This is a genomic window from Emticicia sp. GW821-FHT11C11, assembly GCF_058808615.1.
The window spans coordinates 374,215-398,533 of sequence record NZ_JBXARV010000004.1; the positions used below are offsets into that span (position 1 = coordinate 374,215).

Annotated in this window: 20 protein-coding genes; 8 read left to right on the forward strand and 12 right to left on the reverse strand. The window is 41.9% G+C overall.

From position 1 onward, the window contains the following. The first annotated feature begins 31 nt into the window (after nucleotides 1-31). Nucleotides 32-700, forward strand: coding sequence for a DUF2461 domain-containing protein (locus tag AC1RRY_RS21390; protein ID WP_492823221.1), 669 nt, complete (start codon nucleotides 32-34; stop codon nucleotides 698-700). Here AC1RRY_RS21390 and AC1RRY_RS21395 read toward each other — a convergent pair. The 5 genes from AC1RRY_RS21395 to AC1RRY_RS21415 all read right to left on the reverse strand — a co-directional run bounded on the left by AC1RRY_RS21395 (nucleotide 697) and on the right by AC1RRY_RS21415 (nucleotide 7,654). Beyond that, entirely contained in the window at nucleotides 697-1,890 is a 1,194-nt protein-coding gene (locus AC1RRY_RS21395; RefSeq protein ID WP_492823219.1) for an aspartate aminotransferase family protein, read from the reverse strand. The two genes, AC1RRY_RS21390 and AC1RRY_RS21395, sit on opposite strands and share 4 nt — an antisense overlap. Nucleotides 1,891-2,259: 369 nt before the next feature. Continuing rightward, entirely contained in the window at nucleotides 2,260-2,985 is a 726-nt protein-coding gene (locus AC1RRY_RS21400) for a LytR/AlgR family response regulator transcription factor (protein ID WP_492823217.1), read from the reverse strand. 136 nt (nucleotides 2,986-3,121) lie between these two features. After that, nucleotides 3,122-4,147 (reverse strand): sensor histidine kinase, encoded by a 1,026-nt coding sequence (locus tag AC1RRY_RS21405; protein ID WP_492823215.1) that lies wholly within the window; start codon nucleotides 4,145-4,147, stop codon nucleotides 3,122-3,124. A 199-nt stretch (nucleotides 4,148-4,346) separates the two neighbouring features. Continuing rightward, the gene (locus tag AC1RRY_RS21410; protein ID WP_492823213.1) at nucleotides 4,347-5,879 is read right to left on the reverse strand and encodes an MFS transporter; all 1,533 of its coding nucleotides are present in this window, start codon (nucleotides 5,877-5,879) and stop codon (nucleotides 4,347-4,349) included. A 41-nt stretch (nucleotides 5,880-5,920) separates the two neighbouring features. Beyond that, nucleotides 5,921-7,654, reverse strand: coding sequence for an alpha-amylase family glycosyl hydrolase (locus AC1RRY_RS21415; protein ID WP_492823211.1), 1,734 nt, complete (start codon nucleotides 7,652-7,654; stop codon nucleotides 5,921-5,923). Nucleotides 7,655-7,812: 158 nt separating this feature from the next. On the opposite strand from AC1RRY_RS21415, the gene AC1RRY_RS21420 reads away from it, so the two are divergent. The 4 genes from AC1RRY_RS21420 to AC1RRY_RS21435 all read left to right on the forward strand — a co-directional run bounded on the left by AC1RRY_RS21420 (nucleotide 7,813) and on the right by AC1RRY_RS21435 (nucleotide 13,560). Then, complete coding sequence (locus AC1RRY_RS21420; RefSeq protein ID WP_492823209.1) at nucleotides 7,813-9,699, forward strand: glycoside hydrolase family 13 protein; 1,887 nt, start codon at nucleotides 7,813-7,815, stop codon at nucleotides 9,697-9,699. A 109-nt stretch (nucleotides 9,700-9,808) separates the two neighbouring features. Continuing rightward, a complete protein-coding gene (gene pgmB, locus AC1RRY_RS21425; protein ID WP_492823208.1) occupies nucleotides 9,809-10,459 on the forward strand; it encodes a beta-phosphoglucomutase in 651 nt (216 codons plus the stop codon). 121 nt (nucleotides 10,460-10,580) lie between these two features. After that, nucleotides 10,581-12,902 (forward strand): family 65 glycosyl hydrolase domain-containing protein, encoded by a 2,322-nt coding sequence (locus tag AC1RRY_RS21430; protein WP_492823207.1) that lies wholly within the window; start codon nucleotides 10,581-10,583, stop codon nucleotides 12,900-12,902. Nucleotide 12,903: 1 nt separating this feature from the next. Next, complete coding sequence (locus AC1RRY_RS21435; RefSeq protein ID WP_492823206.1) at nucleotides 12,904-13,560, forward strand: hypothetical protein; 657 nt, start codon at nucleotides 12,904-12,906, stop codon at nucleotides 13,558-13,560. Between the two features lie 58 nt (nucleotides 13,561-13,618). Here AC1RRY_RS21435 and AC1RRY_RS21440 read toward each other — a convergent pair whose 3' ends face one another. The 5 genes from AC1RRY_RS21440 to AC1RRY_RS21460 all read right to left on the reverse strand — a co-directional run bounded on the left by AC1RRY_RS21440 (nucleotide 13,619) and on the right by AC1RRY_RS21460 (nucleotide 17,624). Then, nucleotides 13,619-14,173 (reverse strand): DinB family protein, encoded by a 555-nt coding sequence (locus AC1RRY_RS21440; RefSeq protein ID WP_492823204.1) that lies wholly within the window; start codon nucleotides 14,171-14,173, stop codon nucleotides 13,619-13,621. A gap of 45 nt (nucleotides 14,174-14,218) precedes the next feature. Continuing rightward, on the reverse strand, nucleotides 14,219-14,683 hold the full coding sequence (locus tag AC1RRY_RS21445) for a DinB family protein (RefSeq protein ID WP_492823202.1): 465 nt from the start codon (nucleotides 14,681-14,683) through the stop codon (nucleotides 14,219-14,221). A gap of 122 nt (nucleotides 14,684-14,805) precedes the next feature. After that, nucleotides 14,806-15,630 (reverse strand): enoyl-CoA hydratase/isomerase family protein, encoded by an 825-nt coding sequence (locus AC1RRY_RS21450; RefSeq protein WP_492823200.1) that lies wholly within the window; start codon nucleotides 15,628-15,630, stop codon nucleotides 14,806-14,808. Next, on the reverse strand, nucleotides 15,630-16,460 hold the full coding sequence (locus AC1RRY_RS21455) for a hydroxymethylglutaryl-CoA lyase (RefSeq protein ID WP_492823198.1): 831 nt from the start codon (nucleotides 16,458-16,460) through the stop codon (nucleotides 15,630-15,632). The genes AC1RRY_RS21450 and AC1RRY_RS21455 overlap by 1 nt, the downstream gene beginning before the upstream one ends. 12 nt (nucleotides 16,461-16,472) lie before the next feature. Further along, a complete protein-coding gene (locus AC1RRY_RS21460) occupies nucleotides 16,473-17,624 on the reverse strand; it encodes an acyl-CoA dehydrogenase family protein (protein ID WP_492823196.1) in 1,152 nt (383 codons plus the stop codon). A gap of 142 nt (nucleotides 17,625-17,766) precedes the next feature. Between AC1RRY_RS21460 and AC1RRY_RS21465 the strand changes: the two genes are divergently transcribed. Further along, a complete protein-coding gene (locus AC1RRY_RS21465) occupies nucleotides 17,767-19,371 on the forward strand; it encodes an acyl-CoA carboxylase subunit beta (protein ID WP_492823194.1) in 1,605 nt (534 codons plus the stop codon). A 109-nt stretch (nucleotides 19,372-19,480) separates the two neighbouring features. Here AC1RRY_RS21465 and AC1RRY_RS21470 read toward each other — a convergent pair whose 3' ends face one another. Further along, nucleotides 19,481-20,587, reverse strand: coding sequence for an MBL fold metallo-hydrolase (locus AC1RRY_RS21470; protein ID WP_492823192.1), 1,107 nt, complete (start codon nucleotides 20,585-20,587; stop codon nucleotides 19,481-19,483). An 11-nt stretch (nucleotides 20,588-20,598) separates the two neighbouring features. Further along, nucleotides 20,599-22,014: an aldehyde dehydrogenase family protein gene (locus AC1RRY_RS21475; RefSeq protein WP_492823190.1), complete on the reverse strand. Its 1,416-nt coding sequence runs from the start codon at nucleotides 22,012-22,014 to the stop codon at nucleotides 20,599-20,601. A 190-nt stretch (nucleotides 22,015-22,204) separates the two neighbouring features. On the opposite strand from AC1RRY_RS21475, the gene AC1RRY_RS21480 reads away from it, so the two are divergent. After that, nucleotides 22,205-23,095, forward strand: a complete 891-nt coding sequence (locus tag AC1RRY_RS21480; RefSeq protein WP_492823189.1) for a helix-turn-helix domain-containing protein — start codon at nucleotides 22,205-22,207, stop codon at nucleotides 23,093-23,095. 51 nt (nucleotides 23,096-23,146) lie between these two features. Further along, a complete protein-coding gene (locus tag AC1RRY_RS21485; RefSeq protein WP_492823188.1) occupies nucleotides 23,147-24,292 on the forward strand; it encodes a methionine aminotransferase in 1,146 nt (381 codons plus the stop codon). The last annotated feature ends 27 nt before the right edge of the window (nucleotides 24,293-24,319 follow it).

The window sequence follows — 24,319 nt, forward strand, 5'->3', positions numbered from 1 at the left end:
GTAATTTGAGGCAAAAATAGACAATTTACCAATGCCGAATCAACATACACTTCAATTTTTAAAAAATCTGGACGAAAACAATAACCGTGAGTGGTTTCAGGCTAACAGACCTGATTACGAAACAGTCAAGGCCGGATTCGAGAAATTCTGTCAGGAAGTATTGAGCGGTCTTTGCGAGTTTCAGGAAGATTTAATAAACACCAGAGTAAAAGATTGCATATTCAGAATCAACAGAGACATTCGTTTTTCGAAGGATAAATCACCCTATAAAAAATACTTTTCTGCAGGTTTTGGCCCCGGCGGCAGGCAGTCAGGTCGGATAGATTTCTATTTCCATATACAGCCGGGTAATCAATCTTCAATAGGCGGTGGTATGTGGGAACCCACCCCTGCTCACTTGGCGAGTTTCAGACAGGAAATTGATTATAATCCCGAGCATCTGAAAGGCATTATTGAAAATGAAACTTTCAGGACTTATTACGATAAAATTTCTGGCGAAAGAGTAAAACTGGTACCCAAGGGCTACACAGCCGACCACCCTGACATTGAACTGCTGAAATATAAAAAGCTTTTCTTCTATCATCAATACACCGACGAAGAAGTAATCAGCAAAGACTTTGCAAAAGAGGTAATCAAAGGATGTTTTATATTGAAACCTTACCTTGACTACCTGAATGAGCTTTTTTATGACAATGTTTAATCAATGCTGGCCAGAATTACTTCACAGGCATGCACAATTTGCTTTTCAGTGATAATCAGCGGTGGGGCAATCCGCATGGCATTGTCGCAGTACAGAAACCAATCGGTAATTACACCTTTGCTGATAGCTCTGTCAATAATGGGTTTCAGCACATCAAAACTCTCAAACTCAGCAGCCATCATCAATCCTTTATTTCTGATTTGCTTTATTTTAGGATGCACCAGATACTGTTTGAAAAGCGCTGCTTTCTTTTCTACATCAGCCAGCAGGTTTTCGTCCAGAATGGTGTTTAAAGTAGCAAGCGAGGCCGCACAACTGACCGGATGCCCCCCAAACGTGGTAATATGACCCAGAATAGGATTATCTTTAAAAACACCCATGATCTCGTGCGGTGCAATAAAAGCACCGATGGGCATTCCGCCACCCATGCCTTTGGCGCAAAGCAATACATCAGGCACAACGCCATATTGCTCAAAAGCCCAGAACGAGCCGGTTCTCCCAAAGCCTGACTGTACCTCGTCAAATATCAGCAGTGTTCCTGTTTCGTTGCATTTTTCCCGTAATTGTCTGATGTAGTCCTTATCAGCGGGGCAAATGCCTGACTCCCCTCCTACAGGTTCAAAAAACACAGCCGCGGTTTGGCGGGTTATTTTTTCAAGATCTTCCGGTTGGTTTCTTTCTATTTTACTTATTGCAGGCAGCAAGGGTCTGAAATTCCTTTTAAAATGCTCATCACCCAGTGACAATGCTCCCTGTGTAGAACCATGATAAGACTTATAGCATGAGATTATCTCCATGCGGCCTGTAAATCGTTTGGCCAGTTTCATGGCCCCCTCTACCGCCTCAGTACCTGAATTGGTAAAGTAAACGTTATCCAGAGCAAATCCTGACAGGGATTTATAATTTGCCAGTGTTTTCACTAATGCCTGCGCCAATAACGCCTGCGGTTGTTGAATGTATTCGCCATAAACCATCAGATGCATGTATCGGTCTATCTGCTCTTTAATGGCATTGACCACATTCGGATGTCTGTGGCCTACGTTGCTTACCCCGATACCCGAAATAAGATCAATGTATTCTTCTCCGTTTTTTCCATACAGATAAATGCCTTCGGCCTTTTCAATTTCAAGTGCCAAAGGGTAGTCTGAGGTCTGGGCTACATTCTGCAGGAAAATCTCTCTGTGATTCATCTGTTACGCTTCTGATTCCGGTACAAATTTGGCATAAAAAAAACTCGCAAGCAAAGCCCGCGAGTTTTACGTACTAACCTATTATTTATGAGTAGATATTTACTCCGATTTTGAAAATCTTCACACTAACCAATTCAGACTCTGTTGTTTTGAAATTAACATCGATAATCATTTCAGAATCTGATTCTCCACTGTCTGATGATAAAAAAGTATTACTCCTTTTTTATCTCATTTACACCGTGCGAAGGGCGAAAGCATATGCAGCTTTCGTTATAAAGACGATACTTTATCCGAAAAGGATGCACAATACTACGCATAACTAGAGCGTAATTAAAATACTATCGACAAACTACCATATTTTTGCGACGTTTATTTACCTCCGATTCGACGCATTAATTCTTCCGAGAACTGCTCACTGACAGGTATTTGATGCGGACCGATACTTATTTTTAAGTTACGGATAGACTCAATTTTATTGAGCGAAACGATGAAAGATTTATGAACACGCATGAACGGCAGTGCAGATAGTTTCTCTTCGATACCTTTCATGGTCATGCGGGTAATAACAGGGCGGCTTTGTGTGGCCAGAAATATCTTGATATAATCTTTTAGTCCTTCAATATACAATATATCATTGTAGCGTATCTTCACCAGAGAATACTCGGCGTTTACAAAAAAATGTTCTTCAATAATTACCGGAGCAGGTGCCTGCTGAGTAACATTTTTTAGTTGATGCAATTCGTTGGCACGATTGCAGGCTTTGAGGAATCGCTCGAAAGAAACCGGTTTCAGCAGATAATCGATCACGTTCAGTTCAAAGCCTTCCAGCGCAAACTGCTCATAAGCTGTAATGAAAATCACCATCGGGTTCGTTACCAGGCTTTTCAGAAACTGAACCCCCGTTATACCGGGCATTTGTATATCTAGAAAAAGTAAATCTATCTGTCTGGATTCTGCTTTTTCTTTCTGGATCAACTGTATGGCTTCAAATGCATTTCTACAACGACCCACCAACTCAAGATAGGGCACCTGTCTGATATTGTCTTCCAGCAGGTCTAAAGCTAGGGGTTCGTCATCAATGGCTATACAACGCATATAATATTGGGTTTTCGTATTTTATTATAAAACTGAATGGGAATTGACTGTTTTCTTCCGATTCTGATACAAACCTAACAAATAATCCATACAATCGGCATTTTCCGGTTGAGTAAACCCTGGGGCATGTCAATCGTCAGGAGGTTTGTCTTAAGTTCAATTTCAGTTCAGTTGTATAAAAACTATCTCTTTCTTCCACTTTCAATGTGTGCTGGTCAGGGTACAACAACTCCAGCCTTCTTCTTACATTGGTAAGACCAATGCCCGAAGCACCGTCTTTTACCTCCTGAATATCAGTATTAAACTTATTGGTTACCTTAAAAAGTAACTGGTTATCAACCGTTTGCAATTCTATTCTGATAATGGGCTTTTCGATCATGCCTACCCCGTGTTTAAACGCATTTTCTACAAAAGGTATCAGTAGCATGGGTTCAATATTCTTGCTGAATGACGGCGTCTTTACAGTAAAATCAATATCTACATAATCGCCAAATCTCAGTTTCTGCAGGTCAATATAATTCTGCAGGTATTTTATCTCGTTATCAAGCGAAATCTGCTTATCGTCTTTTTCATAGAGCATATACCGCAATAAATCTGACATTTTAAGCAAAACAGGCTCAACAAGATTCGATTTTTTTCTGTTCAATGCCACCAGGCTGTTCAATAAATTGAACATAAAATGTGGAGAAATCTGAGAACGCAGAAACGATAATTCAGATTTCAGACGTTCATGCTCATTGTCCCGCTGTGTACTTTGCTGTTTCTGGTAGTCGGTAAAGAAACTATAAGAAGCACTGATACCGAATATATAAAGGTACTGAATAAATCCGTTTACATAAAACAGGGTTTGATTAATATCATAACCTACAAATCTGGTTCTGGCCAGGTATCTGCCAATTAACAGCGAAGCAATTACCAGAATGAGATAAATAAAATATCTGATAGGCTTTTGCTTATAAACCTTGGGAAACAGGTACTCTGAATGTATATAAAAAAGAAAGACCGACGAAAGCGATACATAAGCCCAATAATAATAATTGTTATAGGGGTTAATCTGGGGTCGTGAAGTATCTCGTTGAAGCGCATTTAATTGAGGCAGGGCCGTATAACCCAACCACAGAATAATATGCAGAAATACGTATAAATACCTGTTTTTAAACATTTTAGACGGTTTATACTACAATTTAGAACTATTTTCTTAGAATGAAATCTTTTTAAGATAAAGCCGCAGTGTAACAAGACCATTTTTATAATTGTATAGACTAACAACAGAAGCCTAATCCATTGGGTGTCATTAAGGCCTCATTTTGCCCTATTTCTATACTAATCTGGTAGATAATACTGATAAAATTTTATTTATTTCAGTCTTTATCTTCTACCCTCAACGATAACAACCCCGCCAGAATCATAGAAACGCCACCCAGCACAATGGTATGCATAGTATTGGCATTAAATACTTTCATGGTGAAGAATCCTAATATAGTTGCCGCTACAATTTGCGGAATAACTATAAAAAAATTGAATACACCCATGTAGTAGCCCATTTTGTTGGCAGGCAAAGCCCCCGAGAGAATAGCATAGGGCATAGATAGAATACTTGCCCAGGCAACACCCACCATGCCCATTGAAACAATAATGTGCTGAGGGTTGCTGACAAACGAAACGGAAATCAGGCCCAGCCCGCCGATAATCAGGCAAATCATGTGGGTTACTCTTCTATTCGTCCGGGCAGCTATCAGCGGTATAATGAAAGCAAATAACGCCGCAATACCGTTTCTTACGCTGGAACAGACATTCAGCCAGTCGGCACCGTCGTTATATTCTTGTTTTACTCTTTGTAATTCGGCTACTTCAGCAGCGGTTAATTGGTTTTCTTTATTCTCTTCAAAATAATTGGCAAGATTTACTGAAATCGTCACCGGATTCTCACCTGCCCTGTATTCTTTTATCTCATTAATATCTGCCTGCAAAGACCTGTATATCTTGGTTTCTTTATCATTATGCTGTGTCGATGAAAGTTTACTTTGCAGAGCAATCTCCAATTTGTCTACCAGTGCCCTGTCAACCTTCATATTATATTTTATGCTTGTAACGGCATTGGTACTGTAAATCCACATGGCAAATAAGCCAAACCAGGTAAAAAACTGCACAAGTGCCAGTTGCCCCATGGTTTTGGGCATTTTGAAAATACCCGTCACGGTTTCTTTGAAACCATCCGTCAGCCCCTTGCTTTTTGTTTCACGTTTAAACTCCTCTATGTCTTCCGGTGGAAACTCATCCGTCGTAAATACCGTATAGAATACCGCTATCAGAAAGGCGATACCCCCTATATAAAAACTGTATTTGACCGAATCAGGAATTTCGCCGGCCGAGGCAGTATTGCTAAAATGAAACCAGTTGGTGAAAATCCAGGGCAATAAGGCAGCAATAACCGAACCTACACCAATAAAGAAACTCTGCATAGCAAAGCCGGTTGTTCTTTGCCGGGAGCTAAGTTTATCACCCACAAAAGCCCTGAAAGGCTCCATTGATATATTGATAGAGGCGTCCAGAATCCAGAGCATCCCTCCTGCTACCCATAATGCCGGTGAGTTAGGCATGATGAAGAGTGCAACGGCCGCCAGAATGGCTCCGATAAAGAAAAACGGCCTCCTGCGCCCCCAGTATGGGTGCCAGGTCCGGTCGCTCAGATAGCCAATGATAGGTTGTACAATGAGTCCGGTTACAGGAGCAGCTATCCAAAGCAAAGGTATCTCGTCTTTATTGGCACCCAATGTTTCAAAAATACGGCTTACGTTTGAGTTCTGTAGTTCGAATCCGAACTGAATACCGAAAAAACCAAAACTCATGTTCCAGATCTGCCAGAAAGAAAGTAACGGTTTGCCTTTACTCATTGAAAGTTTAGGGTTAATTTGTATGATTACGCTTGTATATATCAGCTGATTTCAAAAATCAGCACACTGTTTTTCTCAATATCAATCTTTATTTTTTCTGACTTCACATCGGCCAATTCCTGTTTGTTTCCCAAAACACCTTTAAATGTGCGTTTATCAGCCGGATTCAACCCCATCATTTCCCAGGCCCCCTGAGGGATATTCACTGTGGTTGAATATGAATTTTCCAAGTCAAAGTTGCAAATAAACAACAATTTTTGATTCTCTGTAAATCTCAGATAACTAAATATTTTTCTGTCGTTATAATGTGCTGAATGGCCGTTATTATTGACATATTGTAAATCATAAAAATGGCCGAATCTCACCGCATCGCTGGCATTCACAAATTTCAGTAAGTCAGCATAGAACTTTCTGATTTTCTTTTGTTCGGCTGTCAGTTTGGCACCGTCATACGCATGGTCATTTACCCAATTCTGGAATTCCGGCACGCCCCAGTAATCAAAAATAGTAGTGCGGCCATCATCTCCGCTGAATCCCTCTGCCACAACAGGGTTCACGCCTACTTCCTGTCCGAAATACAACATCAGCGGCCCGGTGTGCAGCGTAGCGCTGACAATCATGGCAGGAAACGCCTTGAAAGCATCACCGGCAAAAAACTTGGAGCTGATACGGTGCTCATCATGGTTTTCCATAAATCGTATCATGTGATTCGAAAAATTCCCGGATTGATTTTGCCATACCCGGGTAATATCGTTGGCATCTCCAGCACCCTGTATCAATCTTCTGAGGCTGTCGTAAAGACCGACTTTGTCGTACAGATAATCAAATTTTCCCTCAAAAATATAGGACCAGTAGTCTGACGGATTGTAGGTCTCTGCAATAAATACAATTCCGGGATTCACATTTTTTATCTCCGGTATCACCCAACCCCAGAATTCCTTCGGTACCATTTCGGCCATGTCACACCTGAAACCGTCTACACCCTTTGCCGCCCAGAAAAGCAGTATGTCTTTCATCTTCACCCAGGTATCAGGTAAATGATGAAAGTATGTAGTTCTATGATCCAGATAATCTATGCCATAATTCAGTTTGGCTGTCTCAAACCAGTCATTAATGCTCGGATTGGCCATAAACACATCGTTCCCCGTCGCTTTGGCCGGGTTCTCAACATAGGGTTCCGTAACCTTTACCGGTGGATTTACATCGGGCGGTACGATAAACTCCTGCCCCGGTATGTAATAGAAATTGTTGTTAACTGCAAACTGTAATGATTTGTCATCTTCTTCTCCAAAATCTTTGAAACCTTCCGGCGTTGCATCTGAGTGGTAATTGCGCGCCACATGATTGGGTACAAAATCGATAATTACTTTCAAACCGTTTTTATGGCTGCGGTGCACAAGGGCCTCGAATTCCTGCATACGATTTTTCACATGCACAGCCAGATCGGGGTCCACGTCATAATAATCTTTAATAGCATAAGGCGAACCCGCAATGCCTTTCACAACGAGCGGATTATCTTTGGGTATTCCGTATTTAGAATAGTCTGTCATGGTGGCATGTTCTATCACTCCTGTATACCAGACATGCGAAATACCGAATTTCTTTAAGGCTTCAAGCGCTTTATCGTTAATATCATTAAACTTGCCGCAGCCGTTTTCTTTAATGGTTCCGTTAAATTTGTTGGTGGTATTCGTATTTCCGAACAACCGGGTGTATATCTGGTAAATCACCAGTTTATCGGTTGAGTGCTCTTCTTTTGTTTTTTCTTTGGTCATCTTACAGTAGTTTGTGCTGTTGCTCAATGTTGAAACAAAGCAGATTTTCTGAAACAGTAATAATTGATTGGCTTAAGTGTTTTCAAATCTAAGGAGTATTTTTTTATGAAAAAACCTTTGTATATGTTATTTTGCCACTCAAACGAATCAATTAACCTATGAAAACTGTACTTAGACCTATTACTATTTGCCTGCTTCAATTGCTGCTATTTACAAGTCTTTTTGCTCAGAAACCCGAAATACTGCGTATCAATCCCACTAACTGGTGGGTGGGCATGAAGAATCCTAACCTGCAAGTATTGTTGTATGGAAAAAACATAGCCGGACACCGGTTGACTCTCCAACCTTATGCAGGAGTAAAAATCATAAAGACACATAAGGTTGAAAACCCGAACTATCTGTTTGTAGACCTGCAGATTGCTGCCACAACCCGGGCAGGTAAACTTACCTTTCATTTAGGAACAGGCACCAACACTACCCCTATAACTTATGAACTGAAGAAGCGAACCGCCAAACCACAGGCTCTTACACAGGCTGATGTAATTTACCTGCTCATGCCCGATCGATTTTCCAATGGTGATGAAAGCAATGATAAATTTGCCGACATGGTAGATACCAATGCCAACCGGAAAAACCCATGGCTAAGGCATGGCGGCGACTTGCAGGGGGTTATCAACCATCTTGATTATTTCAAGGAATTAGGCGTAACCTCACTCTGGTTTACACCGGTGGTTGAGAATAATCAACCCGTCACCAACGAAGGTGGCAGCATGCGAAGCGCTTACCACGGTTATGGTTTCACAGACAATTATAATGTCGACAAACGTCTGGGTGGTAATGAAACCTATCTTAAGCTCGTTAAAGCTGCTCATGAGAAAGGCATTAAGATTATACAGGATGCCGTATATAACCATGTGGGTATCAACCATTGGTTTCTAAAAGATATACCGGCCAAAAACTGGCTGAACCAATGGGACAGCTATACCAATACTTCTTATAAAGATCAACCGTTATTTGATATCCACGGTTCAGTACATGACCGGAACGTTACTTCAAACGGCTGGTTTGTACCCTTCCTGCCGGATTTGAATCAGAAAAACCCTCTGGTAGCCAACTTCCTGATTCAGCACGCACTATGGACGATTGAGTACTTCAACATAGACGGCTGGCGCATTGACACCTATATTTACAACGACCTGCCGTTTATGAATCGTTGCAATCAGGCGATTCTTGATGAACATCCTGATATGCTGCTATTCGGTGAGTCGGCTGTGGGTACGGTAGTTAGTCAGGCATATTTTACCAGAAACAACTTCAATATTCCTTTCAAATGCAACCTGCCATCCAGTTGTGATTTCCAGCTACAAAACGCCATTAACACAGCCCTGAACGAGAAATTCGGTTGGAATGAAGGCGTAAATCGGCTATATCAGGTAATCGCACAAGACCTGGTCTATCAAAACCCTGAGCGGCTGGTACCTTTTGTAGAAAATCACGACAGCGACCGCTTCTTTTCAGTAATCGGCGAAGACCTCAACAAATACAAAATGGGGCTTACCTGGTTGTATACCATACGCGGCATACCACAACTGTACTACGGCACCGAAATACTGATGAAAAACTTTAAAAATCCAACCGATGCCGAAGTACGCAGGGATTTTCCGGGTGGATGGAAAGATGACACCGAAAACAAGTTTGTTGCTGCCGGAAGAAACCAGCAGGAAAACGAAGCCTTTGAATGGAACAAAAAACTGCTGAATTACCGTAAAACCTCTGAAGCACTCACTCGTGGTAAGATGATGCAGTTTTTGCCCGTAGACGGTGTTTATGTGTATTTCAGATACACAGATAAGCAAAGAGTAATGATTATCAGCAATGCCAATACCGTTGAAAAGGAAGTAAAAACCCATCCTTTTGCCGAAATACTGAAAAATACAAACACCGCCAGAAACATCATGACAGATGAAACACTCGCTGATATTCAAGGCATTAAAGTACCACCCATGACAGCTCTGGTACTGGAAATCGGTACCACCAACAAGTAAATGGTCTGGTATTCAAGATAATTTTATGTGAGGCAAAATCATTACTTATAAAACAATTAACTATTTTGCAGTGCAGCAGGCAATCCTGCTAAAACAACCTGAGAAAAGCATGATTAAGGCATTTTTATTTGATCTGGACGGAGTAATTGTTGACACGGCCATATATCATTACCAGGCGTGGCGCCAGATGGCCAACGATCTGGGATTTGATATTTCAGAAGAATTCAACGAACAGCTGAAAGGTATAAGCCGGATGGAATCGTTAGACATTATACTGCACCATGGTAAGGTTGAAGTAAGCGAAGAAAAGAAGGTTGAACTGGCCACCAGAAAAAACGAGAATTATCTTCAATTGGTCAGTAAAATGAACAAGGCTGATATTCTGCCGGGAGTTACCGACTTTTTTGTTCAGTTGAAGAAAGAAAACATCAAAACCGCATTAGGATCGGTAAGCAAAAATGCTGCGCTGATTCTGGAACGCATAGGCATGCTTGGCGATTTCGATGCTATCATTGACGGCACCAAAATTGCTAAAGGCAAGCCCGACCCTGAAGTATTTTTAAAGGGGGCCGAAGAGTTGGGGGTCTCTCCTGCCGAATGCCTTGTATTTGAAGACGCTGTAGCAGGAGTTGAAGCTGCCAAAGCAGGTGGTATGAAGGCAGTAGGTATAGGGAAAAAAGAGGTTTTGACGGAGGCAGATATAGTGGTAGAAAACCTGATCGGCTTAAATATCCATACACTTTTAGCAGAGTTGAACTGATTGTTTTGTTGAAAAACAATATATTATTGTTGATGGTATTTATACCTTAATTCCCGTTGTGATTACCAGAAAATAACACGTACTGAACATTAAAAGCTGCATTGCCGGCCGTCAATTTGCTATGAAAAATTACATTGTCCATAACGAGTGGTGTATAATAGAAGAAGGTTTCCACCCCGAATACAACGAGATAACCGAAAGCCTGATGAGCCTTGGAAATGGCCGCATGGGTGGCCGAGGGAACTTTGAAGAAAGGTATTCGGGCAAAACCTTACAGGGAAACTATGTAGCAGGCGTATGGTATCCTGACAAAACGCGGGTCGGCTGGTGGAAAAACGGATACCCGAACTACTTTGCCAAAGTGCTGAACGCCTGCAACTGGACCGGCATAGACCTCGAAATTGAAGGCGAAATACTTGATTTAGCTCATTGTGAAGTATACGATTTCAAGCGGGTGTTAAATATGCTTGAAGGGACTCTCGAACGCTCATTTATTGCAAATTTCCCATCAGGTAAATCAGTAAAAATAAATGCACTGCGGTTTTGCAGCCTAAAGGATGATGAATCAGGTGCGATTCGCTATTCCATCACTCCTTTGAATTTCTCCGGATATGCCAAACTCACTATCTCGCTGGATGGAGACGTATCCAACAAAGACTCCAACCACGGTGAACAATTCTGGAACGAAATACATAAGGAAACCGCGCATAGCGAAGGGTATCTAACCCTGGAAACGAAAAAATCGAAATGGGAATCGGTGCCTGTGTTTCAGGTTTGTACAGGTATGAAGTTCGATTTTTGCCAGCATGGCGAGCCGGTTGACCTACAAACACTGCCCATCAAAAAAGAGAAATATGTTGCTAATGAGGTAAAAGTATTTCTGAAACAAAACGAAGAAACGCTTGTCTGTAAATATGCTGTTAATCTGTCATCAGAGAACTATGCAATTGAAAACCTGACAGGCGAGGCGAAGAAATATCTGGAACAAATTGCTGCCAAAGGTTTTAGCCAGATGCTGGAAGAACAGAAACTTGCCTGGAAAAGCAAATGGGAACACAATGATATACAGATTAACGGTGATATTGCCGCTCAGCAGGGCATCAGATTCAATATTTTTCATTTGCAACAAACGTATACCGGTGAGGATGCAAGGCTAAACATTGGCCCGAAAGGCTTTACCGGTGAGAAATACGGTGGTTCTACCTATTGGGATACAGAAGCCTACTGTTTGCCTTTCTATCTGGCTACTTCAGAGCAGAAAGTTGCCCGCAACCTGCTGGTTTATCGGCACAAACATCTGAAAAAAGCCATTGAAAATGCAGAAAAACTGGGCTTTTCAGATGGGGCAGCGTTGTATCCGATGGTTACGATGAACGGCGAAGAATGCCACAACGAATGGGAAATTACTTTTGAAGAAATACACCGCAATGGAGCCATCGCTTATGCTATTTATGATTATGTACAATACACCGGCGACGAAAGCTATCTGACCGAACATGGTCTGGAAGTGCTAATTGGTATTTCCAGATTCTGGTCACAGCGCATTAACTGGTCTGTCGCGCTGCAAAAATATGTAATGCTGGGTGTTACGGGGCCGAACGAATATGAAAACAATGTCAACAACAACTGGTATACCAATTACCTTGCCGTTTGGTGTTTGAAATACACCCTAGAAGCCCTGGACAAAGTAAAACAGGATTCCACAAAATTTGAAGACATTGTGCACTTCACAACTTTTAATGAAACCACAGAAACCACACGTTGGAAAGACATCATTCACAAAATGCACTTTCCATACGACCCGCAACGACAGGTATATCTGCAACAGGATGGTTTTCTGGACAAAGAACTGTTGACAGTGGATGATATCATTCAGCATCGGCCTATTAACCAGAAATGGTCGTGGGATAGAATTCTGCGTTCGTGTTTTATTAAACAGGCCGATGTACTGCAGGGTTTGTATTTCTTTGAAGATGATTTCTCTATTGAAGAAATTGAAAGAAACTTCGATTTCTATGAACCCATGACCGTTCACGAGTCGTCTCTCTCTCCTTGCGTGCATGTCATTCTGGCAGCTATGCTGGGCAAAAAAGAGAAAGCCTACGAAATGTATGTGCGAACCGCCCGCCTCGACCTCGACGATTACAATAACGACACCGAAGATGGCCTGCATATTACTTCTATGGCCGGCACTTGGATGTCGGTAGTGAAAGGTTTCGGCGGTATGCGGGTAAAAGACGGTAGGCTGTCGTTCAGCCCGTTCCTGCCCGAACACTGGCAAAGCTTTGCGTTTATTATTGGTTTCCGCCAGCATTCTTTAAAAGTGGCTGTATACCCTGAGCATGTTATCATCGAAAATCTCACAGAAAATGCCATTACTGTTGTAGTAGAAGGAAACGAAGTGAGTATCAGTGGAAACGAAAGTGCAAATATTGCCCATTGATATGGAAATAGACCCCGGTAATAAGATAGTTCAATTATGTTCGGAGGGCATGAATGCCGAATTTGAAGGAAAAACAGCCGAGTCTGAAGCTCTCTTCAGTCAGGCATGGAATACAGCCACCAACAATTTTGAAGCCTTTATAGCCGCCCATTATATGGCTCGCAGACAGGTATCGCCTGAATTGAAGCTTGAATGGAATCTGAAAGCATTTCAGCTGGCATCAGAGATGAATGAACAGGATGTAATAAAATATTTGCCGTCGCTTTGCCTGAATGTTGGTAAATCGTATGAAGATTTGGTGCAGACTGAAAACGCTATCTATTATTACCGGTTAGGTGCCCAATATATAGCTTCATTACCCGATAGTGCCTACACTAAAATGATAAAATCAGGATTGACCGAGGGGCTTAAAAGAATGAATGCAGGCATAAACAGCAACCCTGTTTTAGATGCATTAATAGATCAATGGTGTGAACGACGTAATTTAAAAGCGATGTCGTTCATCTTACCCACGTATGTAGGCAATCTCGGTTCAGTTATTGATAAGCAAAAAATGATTAGCTCGTTAAGTTACCTGAGTGCAGCCCGTTGTCTGAATGCAGAAGACCAGAAAACAGTGGAACAACTGATTATTGATATGCAGCACGAAACTATATAAACGCAAAAGAGGCCCGAAGCCTCTTTTACTTTTTCAATATCTTTATTGTAAACGATCATTAATACTCGTCACCAAAATCATCGCTGAAATAGCGGCTGCTTGGTGCATCATCCTGATCTTCGAATTTGCTTGCTTTAGGCGCCATTTTCTTGAGAATACCAATCTGACCGTTATGGTATAAATCATGGTTGATAATACCATGCAGAAGCGTATAAAAATCATATTCACCACCCGGAACAATTTCCAGCAGGAAGTTGTCGTCTTTCTCTTCCAGGCTGCTCATGAGTTCGTCATGGCTTAGTGTCAATTCCATCTGAAGCGTTTCCCACTCAAACTCATCAATCTCCTTCAGATTTCCCCAGTTTTGCTTTTCAGTCCTGATATCAAATTCTGCATCACCCTGAATCTTCTTTAAAACAAAAATTCTCCAGGTTGTCATATGGTAAACTAATTCAGCAATAGTATGAATTCCTTTCTGACGGGCTCCGGCAGTTTTAGGCTTTATATCTTTAACATTCTCCAGCACCGACGGGCCATGCCAGGAGCCACCATGAAAAGCGGCATTCAATAAAGTTTTAATTCTGTCTATTTCTTTTGTTTGTAGTTCTTCCATTATATTTTAAATCTATTCTATTTTTCTAACCTAAAATACAGGTTGTTATTCCCACAATACCCATATCATACCCAGATGATAAGTGTCATGTTGAATCATTCCTGTCAATAATTTATAATAATCGTAATCCTGTCCCGGTACTAATTTAACCAGTAGCGAGTCATCAAATGCTTCCAGTTTATTCAGAAGTTCTTCCTGATTTGTTTTCAAGCGCTCTACCAGATTCGGCCAGTTGCCTCTGGTAATTGCTTCTTCGGTGCCGTAATTATCTTCTTCTGTTACCAGATCAAACCTGATGTTGCCATCAAGCTTTTCAAGCACGAATCTTCGCCATGCACCCAGATGATACACTATCTGACAAATGGAATGCTTCGAATATTCTTTCTTCACATCAACCACATCCAACGGCATTGAGTTCATAAATTCCATGACCGATGGCCCATGCCAGGCATCTCCTCTGAAAACTACATCCAAATTGTCGATAATCTTATCAAGCTCATTACGATTCATATGCGCCACTCTTAATTTTCGCCAAAAATAACATTTAATTTCCGGACTGCAAATTTGCGGAAATAGGAAAGATATGAAATATTACCTATTATGAAATATTTGTAAATTTTCCGTAGCTTACTTTATTTGTTTTGCCACACTGGTGGTCTTTTCTCTTTAAAAGCCAGCACACCCTCTTGTGCATCGGCAGAATCGCGGATTTCCTGTAGTAAACCGAAAAGATATTGATTTTGTTCGTTATCGGATATGGTCGACAATTGATGATAGGCCTCTATTCCCCTTTTGATAGCATACGGTGACCCACTGAGAATTATCCGCACCAGTTCAGCCACATCTGTATCCAGTGTCTCCAGAGTTGATATTTGTGTTACCAAGCCCATATCAAAGGCTTCTTGTGCTGTATACCTTTTACCAAGAATACACATTTCAAGTATTTTACGCTGTGGTATAATTTTCGATAAGGCAGCCATTACCTGCATCGGAAAAATTCCCCTTTTTACTTCGGGCAGACTAAATCCGGCTTCCTGAGCAGCTATTACGAAAGTACAACCTCCTATCAGCAAGAAACCTCCGGCAAGTACATCACCTTTTACTTTGGCAATACAGGGCTTTGATAATTGTTTAAAGGCATCTCCCAGGGTGACTTCCTGAGTCGGCTTGGGAAGTTGTTCGTTCAGCACATCAAGCGAGGGATTCTGAAAGACATTCAAATCCATTCCGGCACAGAAAACAGGTCCCTCTGCTTCCAGAACCACACACCAGATAGCATCCTGAGCATTGGCATGCGCTAGCGCAAGAGCAATTTCATGCACCATAGTTGGGGTGAAGGCATTGCGTTTTTCGGGGCGGTTAAGCGCAATACTAAAGACGTTATCCCGTTGTTCTGTCTTTATCCACTTCAAGGCAATGTGAGGAAACCGGGCAATATCTGTATCTGAAAAAAACATCAGTTAATCAGGTTTTGAAAGGCTAATTTAAGTGAATTAATCCGGTCATAATCCTCATTGCCCATAAAAGTCAGTAAATTTTCGGTAGGCATATTACCTACCAGTTCATCAGCTGCCATCGGGCAACCACCGTAACCGAGTAAGGCGCCGTCGAATCTCCGGCAACCGGCTGTATAGGCGCTTTCGATCTTTTCTTTCCAGGTATCAGGTGTGGTGTGCAAATGTGCACCGAATTCAAGTTCAGGATATCTAGGTATAAGATTACTGAACAAATAACTGATGCTTTCCGGGTCTGCTACACCTACTGTATCGGAAAGAGAAAATATGCCTATACCCAGTGTTTTCAGTTTCTGAATCCATTCCAATACAATTTCGGCGTTCCAGACATCACCATACGGATTCCCGAAACCCATAGAAATATACAGCACCAACTCTTTATTGTTATTTACACAAATCTCCTGAATCGCTTTTACCCGCTCCAGCGATTGCGCTATAGTAGCACTTGTATTCCTTAACTGAAAAGTTTCAGATACTGAAAACGGATAGCCCAGATAAGTAATTTTTGAATGTTGAGCTGCTTCCATAGCGCCTCGTTCATTGGCTACAATAGCAAGCAATTTGGTGTGAGTGTCTCCAATATTCAGTCCTTCAATCACTTCTTTGGTGTCGGCCATCTGCGGTATTGCTTTGGGCGACACAAAACTGCCGAAGTCAATGGTGTCAAACAATTGACTCGCCAGCAACTGATTGATGTAATCGATTTTCTTTTCAGTGGGAATAATATGCTTCAACCCCTGAATGGCATCTCGCGGGCACTCGATTATTTTCATGTTCAGACCTCTTTAACTCTTTGTTAATTCTCTTGCAATCACCACTTTCTGAATCTCAGACGTACCCTCGCCTATAGTACATAGTTTGGCATCTCTGTAGTACTTTTCAGCCGGATAATCTTTGGTGTAACCATAGCCTCCGTGTATCTGCACCCCTTCGTTGGACACTTCAACCGCCGTTTCTGAGGCAAACAATTTAGCCATAGCCGATAACTTGGTTACTTTCTGTCCATTATCTTTCAGAAAACCAGCTTTTCGGGTTAGTAGTTCGGCAGCTTCTATTTTAGTGGCCATATCGGCCAGTTTAAAGCTGATTCCTTGAAAATTGATAATACTTTTACCAAACTGTTCTCTCTGTTGCGCGTATTTCAGAGCTGCATCTAAGGCGCCTTTGGCAATACCCAATGAAAGCGCAGCAATAGAAATACGTCCGCCGTCCAGTATCTTCAACGACTGTACGAAGCCGTCACCAACATTGCCTAAAATGTTATCTTTAGGCACACGGCAGTTATCAAAAAACAAACAGGCGGTTTCGCTGGCTCTCATGCCCAACTTGTTTTCTTTTTTACCTGCCGAAAAACCGGGTGTTCCCTTTTCAATTACAAAGGCGGTCATGCCATGTGCGTCTCCTTTTTCTCCGGTACGCGCAATTACCACCGCCACATCTGAACTGATCGCATGGGTGATAAAGTTTTTTGAGCCGTTCAGTACAAAATAATCACCGTCTTCTAAGGCTGTTGTAGCCATCCCTCCAGCATCTGAGCCCGTTCCGGTTTCGGTTAAGCCCCATGCTCCTATCCATTGTCCTGTAGCCAGTTTCGGCAAATATTTCTGCTTTTGCTCATCGTTCCCAAAGGCCAGAATATGGTTAGTGCACAGCGAGTTGTGTGCCGCCAACGAAAGTCCGATTGAACCACAAACCTGTGATATTTCATCGATAACGGTAATATATTCCTGATACCCCAGGCCAGAACCTCCGTAAGTTTCAGGTACCAGCACACCCATAAAACCGTATTCGCCCATTTTATGAAAAAGGTCTACCGGAAATAACTGGGTTTCGTCCCACTCCATTAGGTGTGGGCGTATATAGCTTTCAGCAAAGTCTTTAGCACTTTGCCGAATCATTTCTAACTGCTCGTCTGTTTCTAATTCAAAAACTGTCATATATTTATATATCGTTGTTGAGAAATTAGTTGCAATACTAATTATTTTTTTGACAACTATTTATCATATTTACAAAATAATTGTTCAATAGTAAGAAATAATATCATTATTTTGTTCCACTAACGAAAAAGAATAAACGATTATGCTAAATCTGGAAACATTGATTGAGGAACTGCATCAAAAGAGAGAACAAATAAAACTGGGTGGTGGTTTAAAAAAAATTCAGACGCATAAGGCAAAAGGCAAAATGACCGCCCACGAAAGGATCGAATACCTGATTGATAACAATACAGAGTTTACAGAATTTGGTGTATTTGCTGGAGAAGGCATGTACGAAGAAGACGGCGGTTGTCCTAATGGAGGAGTAGTCTGTGGGATTGGCCATGTGAGTGGCAAAATGTGTGTCATTGTTTCTAACGATGCTACTGTAAAGGCCGGTGCCTGGTTTCCGATTACAGCTAAAAAGAACCTGCGCGCACAGGAAATAGCAATAGAAAACCAACTGCCGATTATCTATCTGGTCGATTCCGCCGGGGTTTATCTACCCATGCAGGCTGAGGTTTTTCCTGACAAAGAGCATTTCGGACGGATATTCAGAAACAATGCCCAGATGTCGGCCATGGGTATACCGCAGGTGGCGGCTATCATGGGCAGTTGTGTGGCCGGTGGTGCCTATTTACCGATCATGTCCGACTACGCCCTGATCGTAGAAGGAACAGGCTCTGTTTTTCTGGCAGGGTCTTATCTGGTAAAGTCCTCAATTGGAGAAGACATTGACAACGAAACCCTGGGTGGCGCCACTACTCATTGTGAGATTTCGGGTGTTACCGATAACAAATTCCCTGATGACAAGGCTTGTCTGGACGAAATCAGAAAGATATTTGATAAAATGGGACATAATCAGAAAGCTGGTTTTGATAGAAAAGCAACCATACTGCCTCTGAAAGACCCCAAAGAGATTTATCAGATTTTACCGGCCGACCGCGTGAAACCTTATGACATGGTGGAAATAATAGAGCGGATAGTTGATAACTCTGAATTTGACCAGTATAAAAAAGGCTACGGACAAACCTTGCTGTGTGGATTGGCAAGAATTGACGGCTGGGCAGTGGGTATCGTAGCCAACCAGCGCAAAATTGTAAAATCCAAAAAAGGAGAAATGCAGATGGGCGGGGTTATTTATTCTGACTCAGCCGATAAAGCAGCCCGGTTCATCATGAACTGCAATCAACAGAAAATTCCGCTGGTATTTCTGCAAGATGTAAGCGGTTTTATGGTAGGTAGCCGTTCAGAGCATGGAGGTATTATTAAAGACGGCGCTAAGATGGTCAATGCCATGGCCAATTCAGTAGTGCCCAAATTCACATTCATTGTGGGCAATTCTTATGGAGCCGGTAACTATGCCATGTGCGGCAAGGCTTATGACCCCAGATTGATTTATTCGTGGGTAACAGGGAAAATGGCCGTAATGAGTGGCGCCTCAGCTGCCAAAACACTGTTGCAGATTCAGCAAGCTGCCCTAAAAAACAAAGGCATTGAACTGACGGCAGAAAAAGAGCAGGAATTATTGAGTACCATCACAGACCGATACAATTCTCAGCTTAGCCCTTATTATGCCGCAGCCAATCTGTGGGTAGATGGGGTGATTGACCCACTTGAAACCCGGCAAATCATTTCAGCGGGTATTGAGGCAGCAAATCACGCGCCTATTACAAAGAGATATAATGTGGGGGTTATACAGACGTAAAACCCCACCCTGACCCTCCCTACGCGGGTCTCCCCAACAATGGGGAGGGAAATAAAAGTCCCTCTCCCCATTGTTGGGGAGAGGGATTAGGGAGTTGGGTTTTATACTTTTAAACCTTCCACCAAACCTTATCCGGATACTTCTCTCCTAACACAACCGGTTCACCAATCATCGGTGTGGTTATAGGCAGGTTGTTTTTCTGTGCAGCCGGCACCAATCGCTCAATCGGCTCGTTCCATGGATGATTAGCCAACACAAATTTTGCCCAGTGAACAGGTAACAACCATTTCGCTTTCAAATCTATAGCTGCCTGTACTGTCTGTTCCGGAAACATGTGAATATATGGCCAGTCTTCACCGTATTGACCGTTTTCAATCATTGCAATATCAAATGGCCCGTATTTATCCCCTATTTCTTTAAAATGAGTATCGTAGCCTGAGTCTCCGCCTAAAAACAAACGATATCCATGTATATTAACTATAAAAGCCGACCACAGCGTTTTACCTCTGGTAAGGCTTCTACCTGAAAAGTGTCTGGCAGGTGCAGCTACTATTTCTATATCTTGTGCAACACTGTGCTTATCCCACCAGTCGAATTCCACAATTTTAGCAGGGTCTGCACCCCAATATTCCAGATGAGAACCTACACCCAGCGACACGTAAAATTTCTTTACTTTGGGTATCAGTTCCACAATGGTTTTATAGTCGAGGTGATCGTAGTGATCATGCGATAAGAAAAGCATGTCTATCTCCGGCAACTCACTTGCTTTATAAATATCGGTGCCATTAAATGATTTACCGAAAGACCCGATAGGTGAAACCGAGCCACTCATAACCGGGTCTATAAGAATAGTTACATTTTTCGACTTGATGAAATACGAAGAATGACCAAACCACACTATCGTCGGGCTGTCAGCTTTCAGGCCATGCAAATCGGTTTTAACAGATGGTAGTGCTACAGAAGGCTTCGTGTCCTTAGGTCTACTGAAAAGATTCTGCATCAATTTAAAATAAGACGCTTCCTTTCGCATTACGTCTGTAGTCGATAAATTCTGAAAGGAATCATTCTTGTAATGAGACGACTTCAGGATTCTCTTAAGCCTGTTGCCAAACGGATTTTTTCCTAAAAATTTCTGACGCATAAATAAAATTGAACCTGTTGCCGACACAGTTATAAAGGCAGACAGAGCAATAAATGCCCTACGTGAAAATTTCATATAATGGTTTATTAAAGCCACTTGATAACCACATCAATCATTTTTCTGATGCGGTTATTATAAGGTGGATGAAAAAGGCTGAAACTTGAAAATTTGCTTTCTACCACCGGTTTTTTATTTGAAAACTCTTCGAAACCATATTTTCCTGACGATTTCCCGATACCCGAGTTATTCACCCCACCAAACGGCAGATTACTCTGTAAATAATGAATGGTGGTTTCGTTAATCACCACGGCTCCCGAAGACGTATTTTTCAGGAAATAATCAATGTTACTCCTTTTCTTACTGAATATATACAGTGCCAATGGCTTCTCACCAGCTGTAATATAATTCACTACTTCTTCGTGTGTATCAAACTCAATAATGGGCAATACAGGGCCGAAAATCTCCTGCTGCATAATTTCCATATCTGCATTTACGTGGCTAACCAGAGTAGGCTCAATATAGTTCTCATCAGCGATAGTATTTCCACCAACGGCAATTTTTGCACCTTTAGCTACAGCATCATCAATCAATCCTTTGATACGGTTAAAATGACGGCCATTAACTACCCGGCAATAATCTGCTGATTTTGACACATCATCACCATACATTTTTTTAATATATTTTTCTGCTTCTTCAATAAACCGGGCGGTCTTAGACCGGTGAATCATAATGTAATCAGGCGCAATGCACGTCTGGCCGTTGTTCAGTAGTTTTTCTGCAGTAATGGTCTGTGCCGCCTGCTTTATATTGGCGGTTTCATCAACAATGGTCGGCGATTTACCGCCCAGCTCTAAAGTAACCGATGTCAGATGTTTAGCTGCCGCCTGCATCACTACTTTTCCGATGGCAGGGCTTCCCGTAAAAAAGATATGATTAAAAGGCAGACTTAACAAAGCAGTAGCCACGTTGGCATCCCCTTCTACTACCGAAATTTCATTGGCTGGAAATAACTCATGAATCATCTCCGCCATTACTTTCGATGCATTAGGTACCAGTTCCGATGGCTTAATAATAACCGCATTACCTGCCGCAATGGCTTGCAACAAAGGTTTCAGTGTAAGATTGAAAGGATAATTCCACGGACTGACGATCAGACAATTGCCTTTGGGTTCGTGCAATATCTTACTGGTAGTACCCAGCATCTTTAATGGGGTTTCTACACTTTCGGGGCGCATCCATTGTTTCAGATGTTTTATAATATACTTGGCCTCACTCACTACGGGCATAATCTCCCCTATCTTTACTTCCACAATATGCTTTCCATAGTCGGCATGCAAGGCATCAGCGATGCGTTCCTGATTATCAAGCAACCAGTTCATTATACTTCTGACTTTAACAATGCGTTCTTTAGCAGTGGTAGCTGCTATAATTGGCAGGTTTTTCTTTTGCGACTGAAACAGAGCCATTATCTCTGTTTCTATGTTTGTAGGCAGATGGGTCATGAGGTGTATAGAGTTTATTACCTGATAGCAAAATTCAAAAAAAATCTTCTAATAATTCAAAAAACTTTCAAAAACAAAACAATTTGGTGGATTACTAAAATTTTTAGATATTCGGGGAGTATTTTTACATCAGAACAGACCAACCTGTGGTTGTCGGTTAGATTTCAGCAATACGTTTAAGCAAGGCCAGATGTCAGTAATAAGTAATAATCTCAAATATCTGAGACGGGTAAGCGGGTTAACACAAGAACAGTTTGCACAGCGCATAGGCACTAAGAGAGCCAATGTGGGTGCTTATGAGGAAGCACGGGCTGTGCCACCTGTTGATACCCTACAGACCATTGCAGGTACTTTTGGCATAAGTGTAGATGATTTTTTAAAGAAAGATATAAAGACTCTCCGCGAAGCACGTGACCTTACCCTGGGTTTTGATACCCAACCAGTTTATGGCCACCATTCGTCTGAAAAATCTAACCTGTCTATTGATTTCCCGACGGAGGCTGGTAACAATGAGCAGGCTTCTGGTCATCATGACAAATTTGAAGTTAAACCTGCTTTTGAGCCTGATACCTCTTTCAAAACATTAGTAACTGAAAACAAACAGCCGAGAAATATTATCCAGCTGATTCGCCGTTTTCAGTTCAATGACTACCTGATGAAAAGCAGAGATGCGAATTTTCTGCGAACCCTCACCGAGTTTCACCTGCCTAACTTACCTATTGGCGAGTATCGCGCCTTTGAGGCCGCTGAAGACTTTGCTTTTGAAGGTGCCTTACTGATTGGTTCTCTGGTTAAAAACTGGTATGACATCGCCGACGGAAAAAACTATGTATTAGTCACCAAAGCACAGGGCATTATTTACCGACGCGTTTATAATCAGGTAAAAATTAAAGGAACGCTATTGGTCAGCTCAGATAATCTGCGGTTCCCGAGCGCCGAAATATCCATTAATGATGTAATTGAAACCTGGGAAATAAAAGCATTTATCAGCTATGCATTACCTGAGCCGAGCATCAACTTCGATAAACTGAATCATCTGGCTAATGAACTGAAATTTGAACTGGATCGATTGAAAAAATAACTCACAGCCCTACACATTTTGTACCGCCACCAGGTATTGATTTTTAAACTAATGACAATTAACTCTAAACAGCCTCATGTGGGCACTACCATTTTCACGGTCATGTCGCAACTGGCTGCTGAAACCGGAGCATTAAATCTTTCGCAGGGTTTTCCGAACTACAATTGTTCTCCAAAACTGATTGAACTCGTAAACCATTACATGCAAAAAGGCATGAATCAGTATGCGCCGATGGCGGGTATCATTCCCCTGCGTGAAATACTGGCCCAGAAAACAGCCGATTTGTATAATCTGCATTACCATCCGGGTGATGAAATAACGATAGTGTCTGGCTGCACAGAAGCCATCTATGCCACCATGACAGCTATTCTGCATCCGGGCGACGAAGTCATTGTCTTTGAACCAGCCTATGACAGCTACGTACCCTCAATAGAGTTAAACGGTGGCAAAGCGGTGTATGTCACATTAACGGCAGTGAATGATTTCGCCATTGATTGGGCGGAAGTTAAAAGCAAAATCACCGACCGAACCAGAGCCATTATCTTAACCACGCCTCATAACCCGACGGGCAAGTGTCTGACACAAGATGATTTGAATCAACTTGCAGACGTGGTGAAAGGAACCGATATTTTTATCGTGTCCGACGAAGTATACGAACACATTATTTTTGATGGCAGACAACATTTGTCTCCTGCTATGCATTCCGAGTTGAAAGAGCGTACTTTTTTGTGCGGATCATTCGGCAAAACTTTTCATACTACCGGTTGGAAACTCGGCTATTGTATGGCGCCGAAAGAATTAACGGCCGAATTCAGGAAAACCCATCAATGGATTACCTTTGCTTCACCAACTCCCATGCAGTATGCCTTTGCCGATTTCATGAAAAACCCGGACAATTACTTGTCTGTGAGAGCATTTTATGAAGAAAAACGTAACAAGTTTATCAATAGCCTGAAAGGCTCTAGATTTACATGGAAACCCGCCGAAGGCAGTTTCTTTCAGATGTTGTCTTACAGCAATATTACCGGAGAATCAGACTATGAACTGGCTGTTAGATGGACCAAGGAGATTGGTGTGGCTTCGATTCCCATTTCTGTGTTTTATCACCAGCGTTACGACAATAAAATCCTGCGATTCTGCTTTGCCAAAGATGATGAAATGTTGGAAAAAGCGGCAGAAAGACTGAATAAACTATAAAAAAAACAGGGAGCACTTTCATGCTCC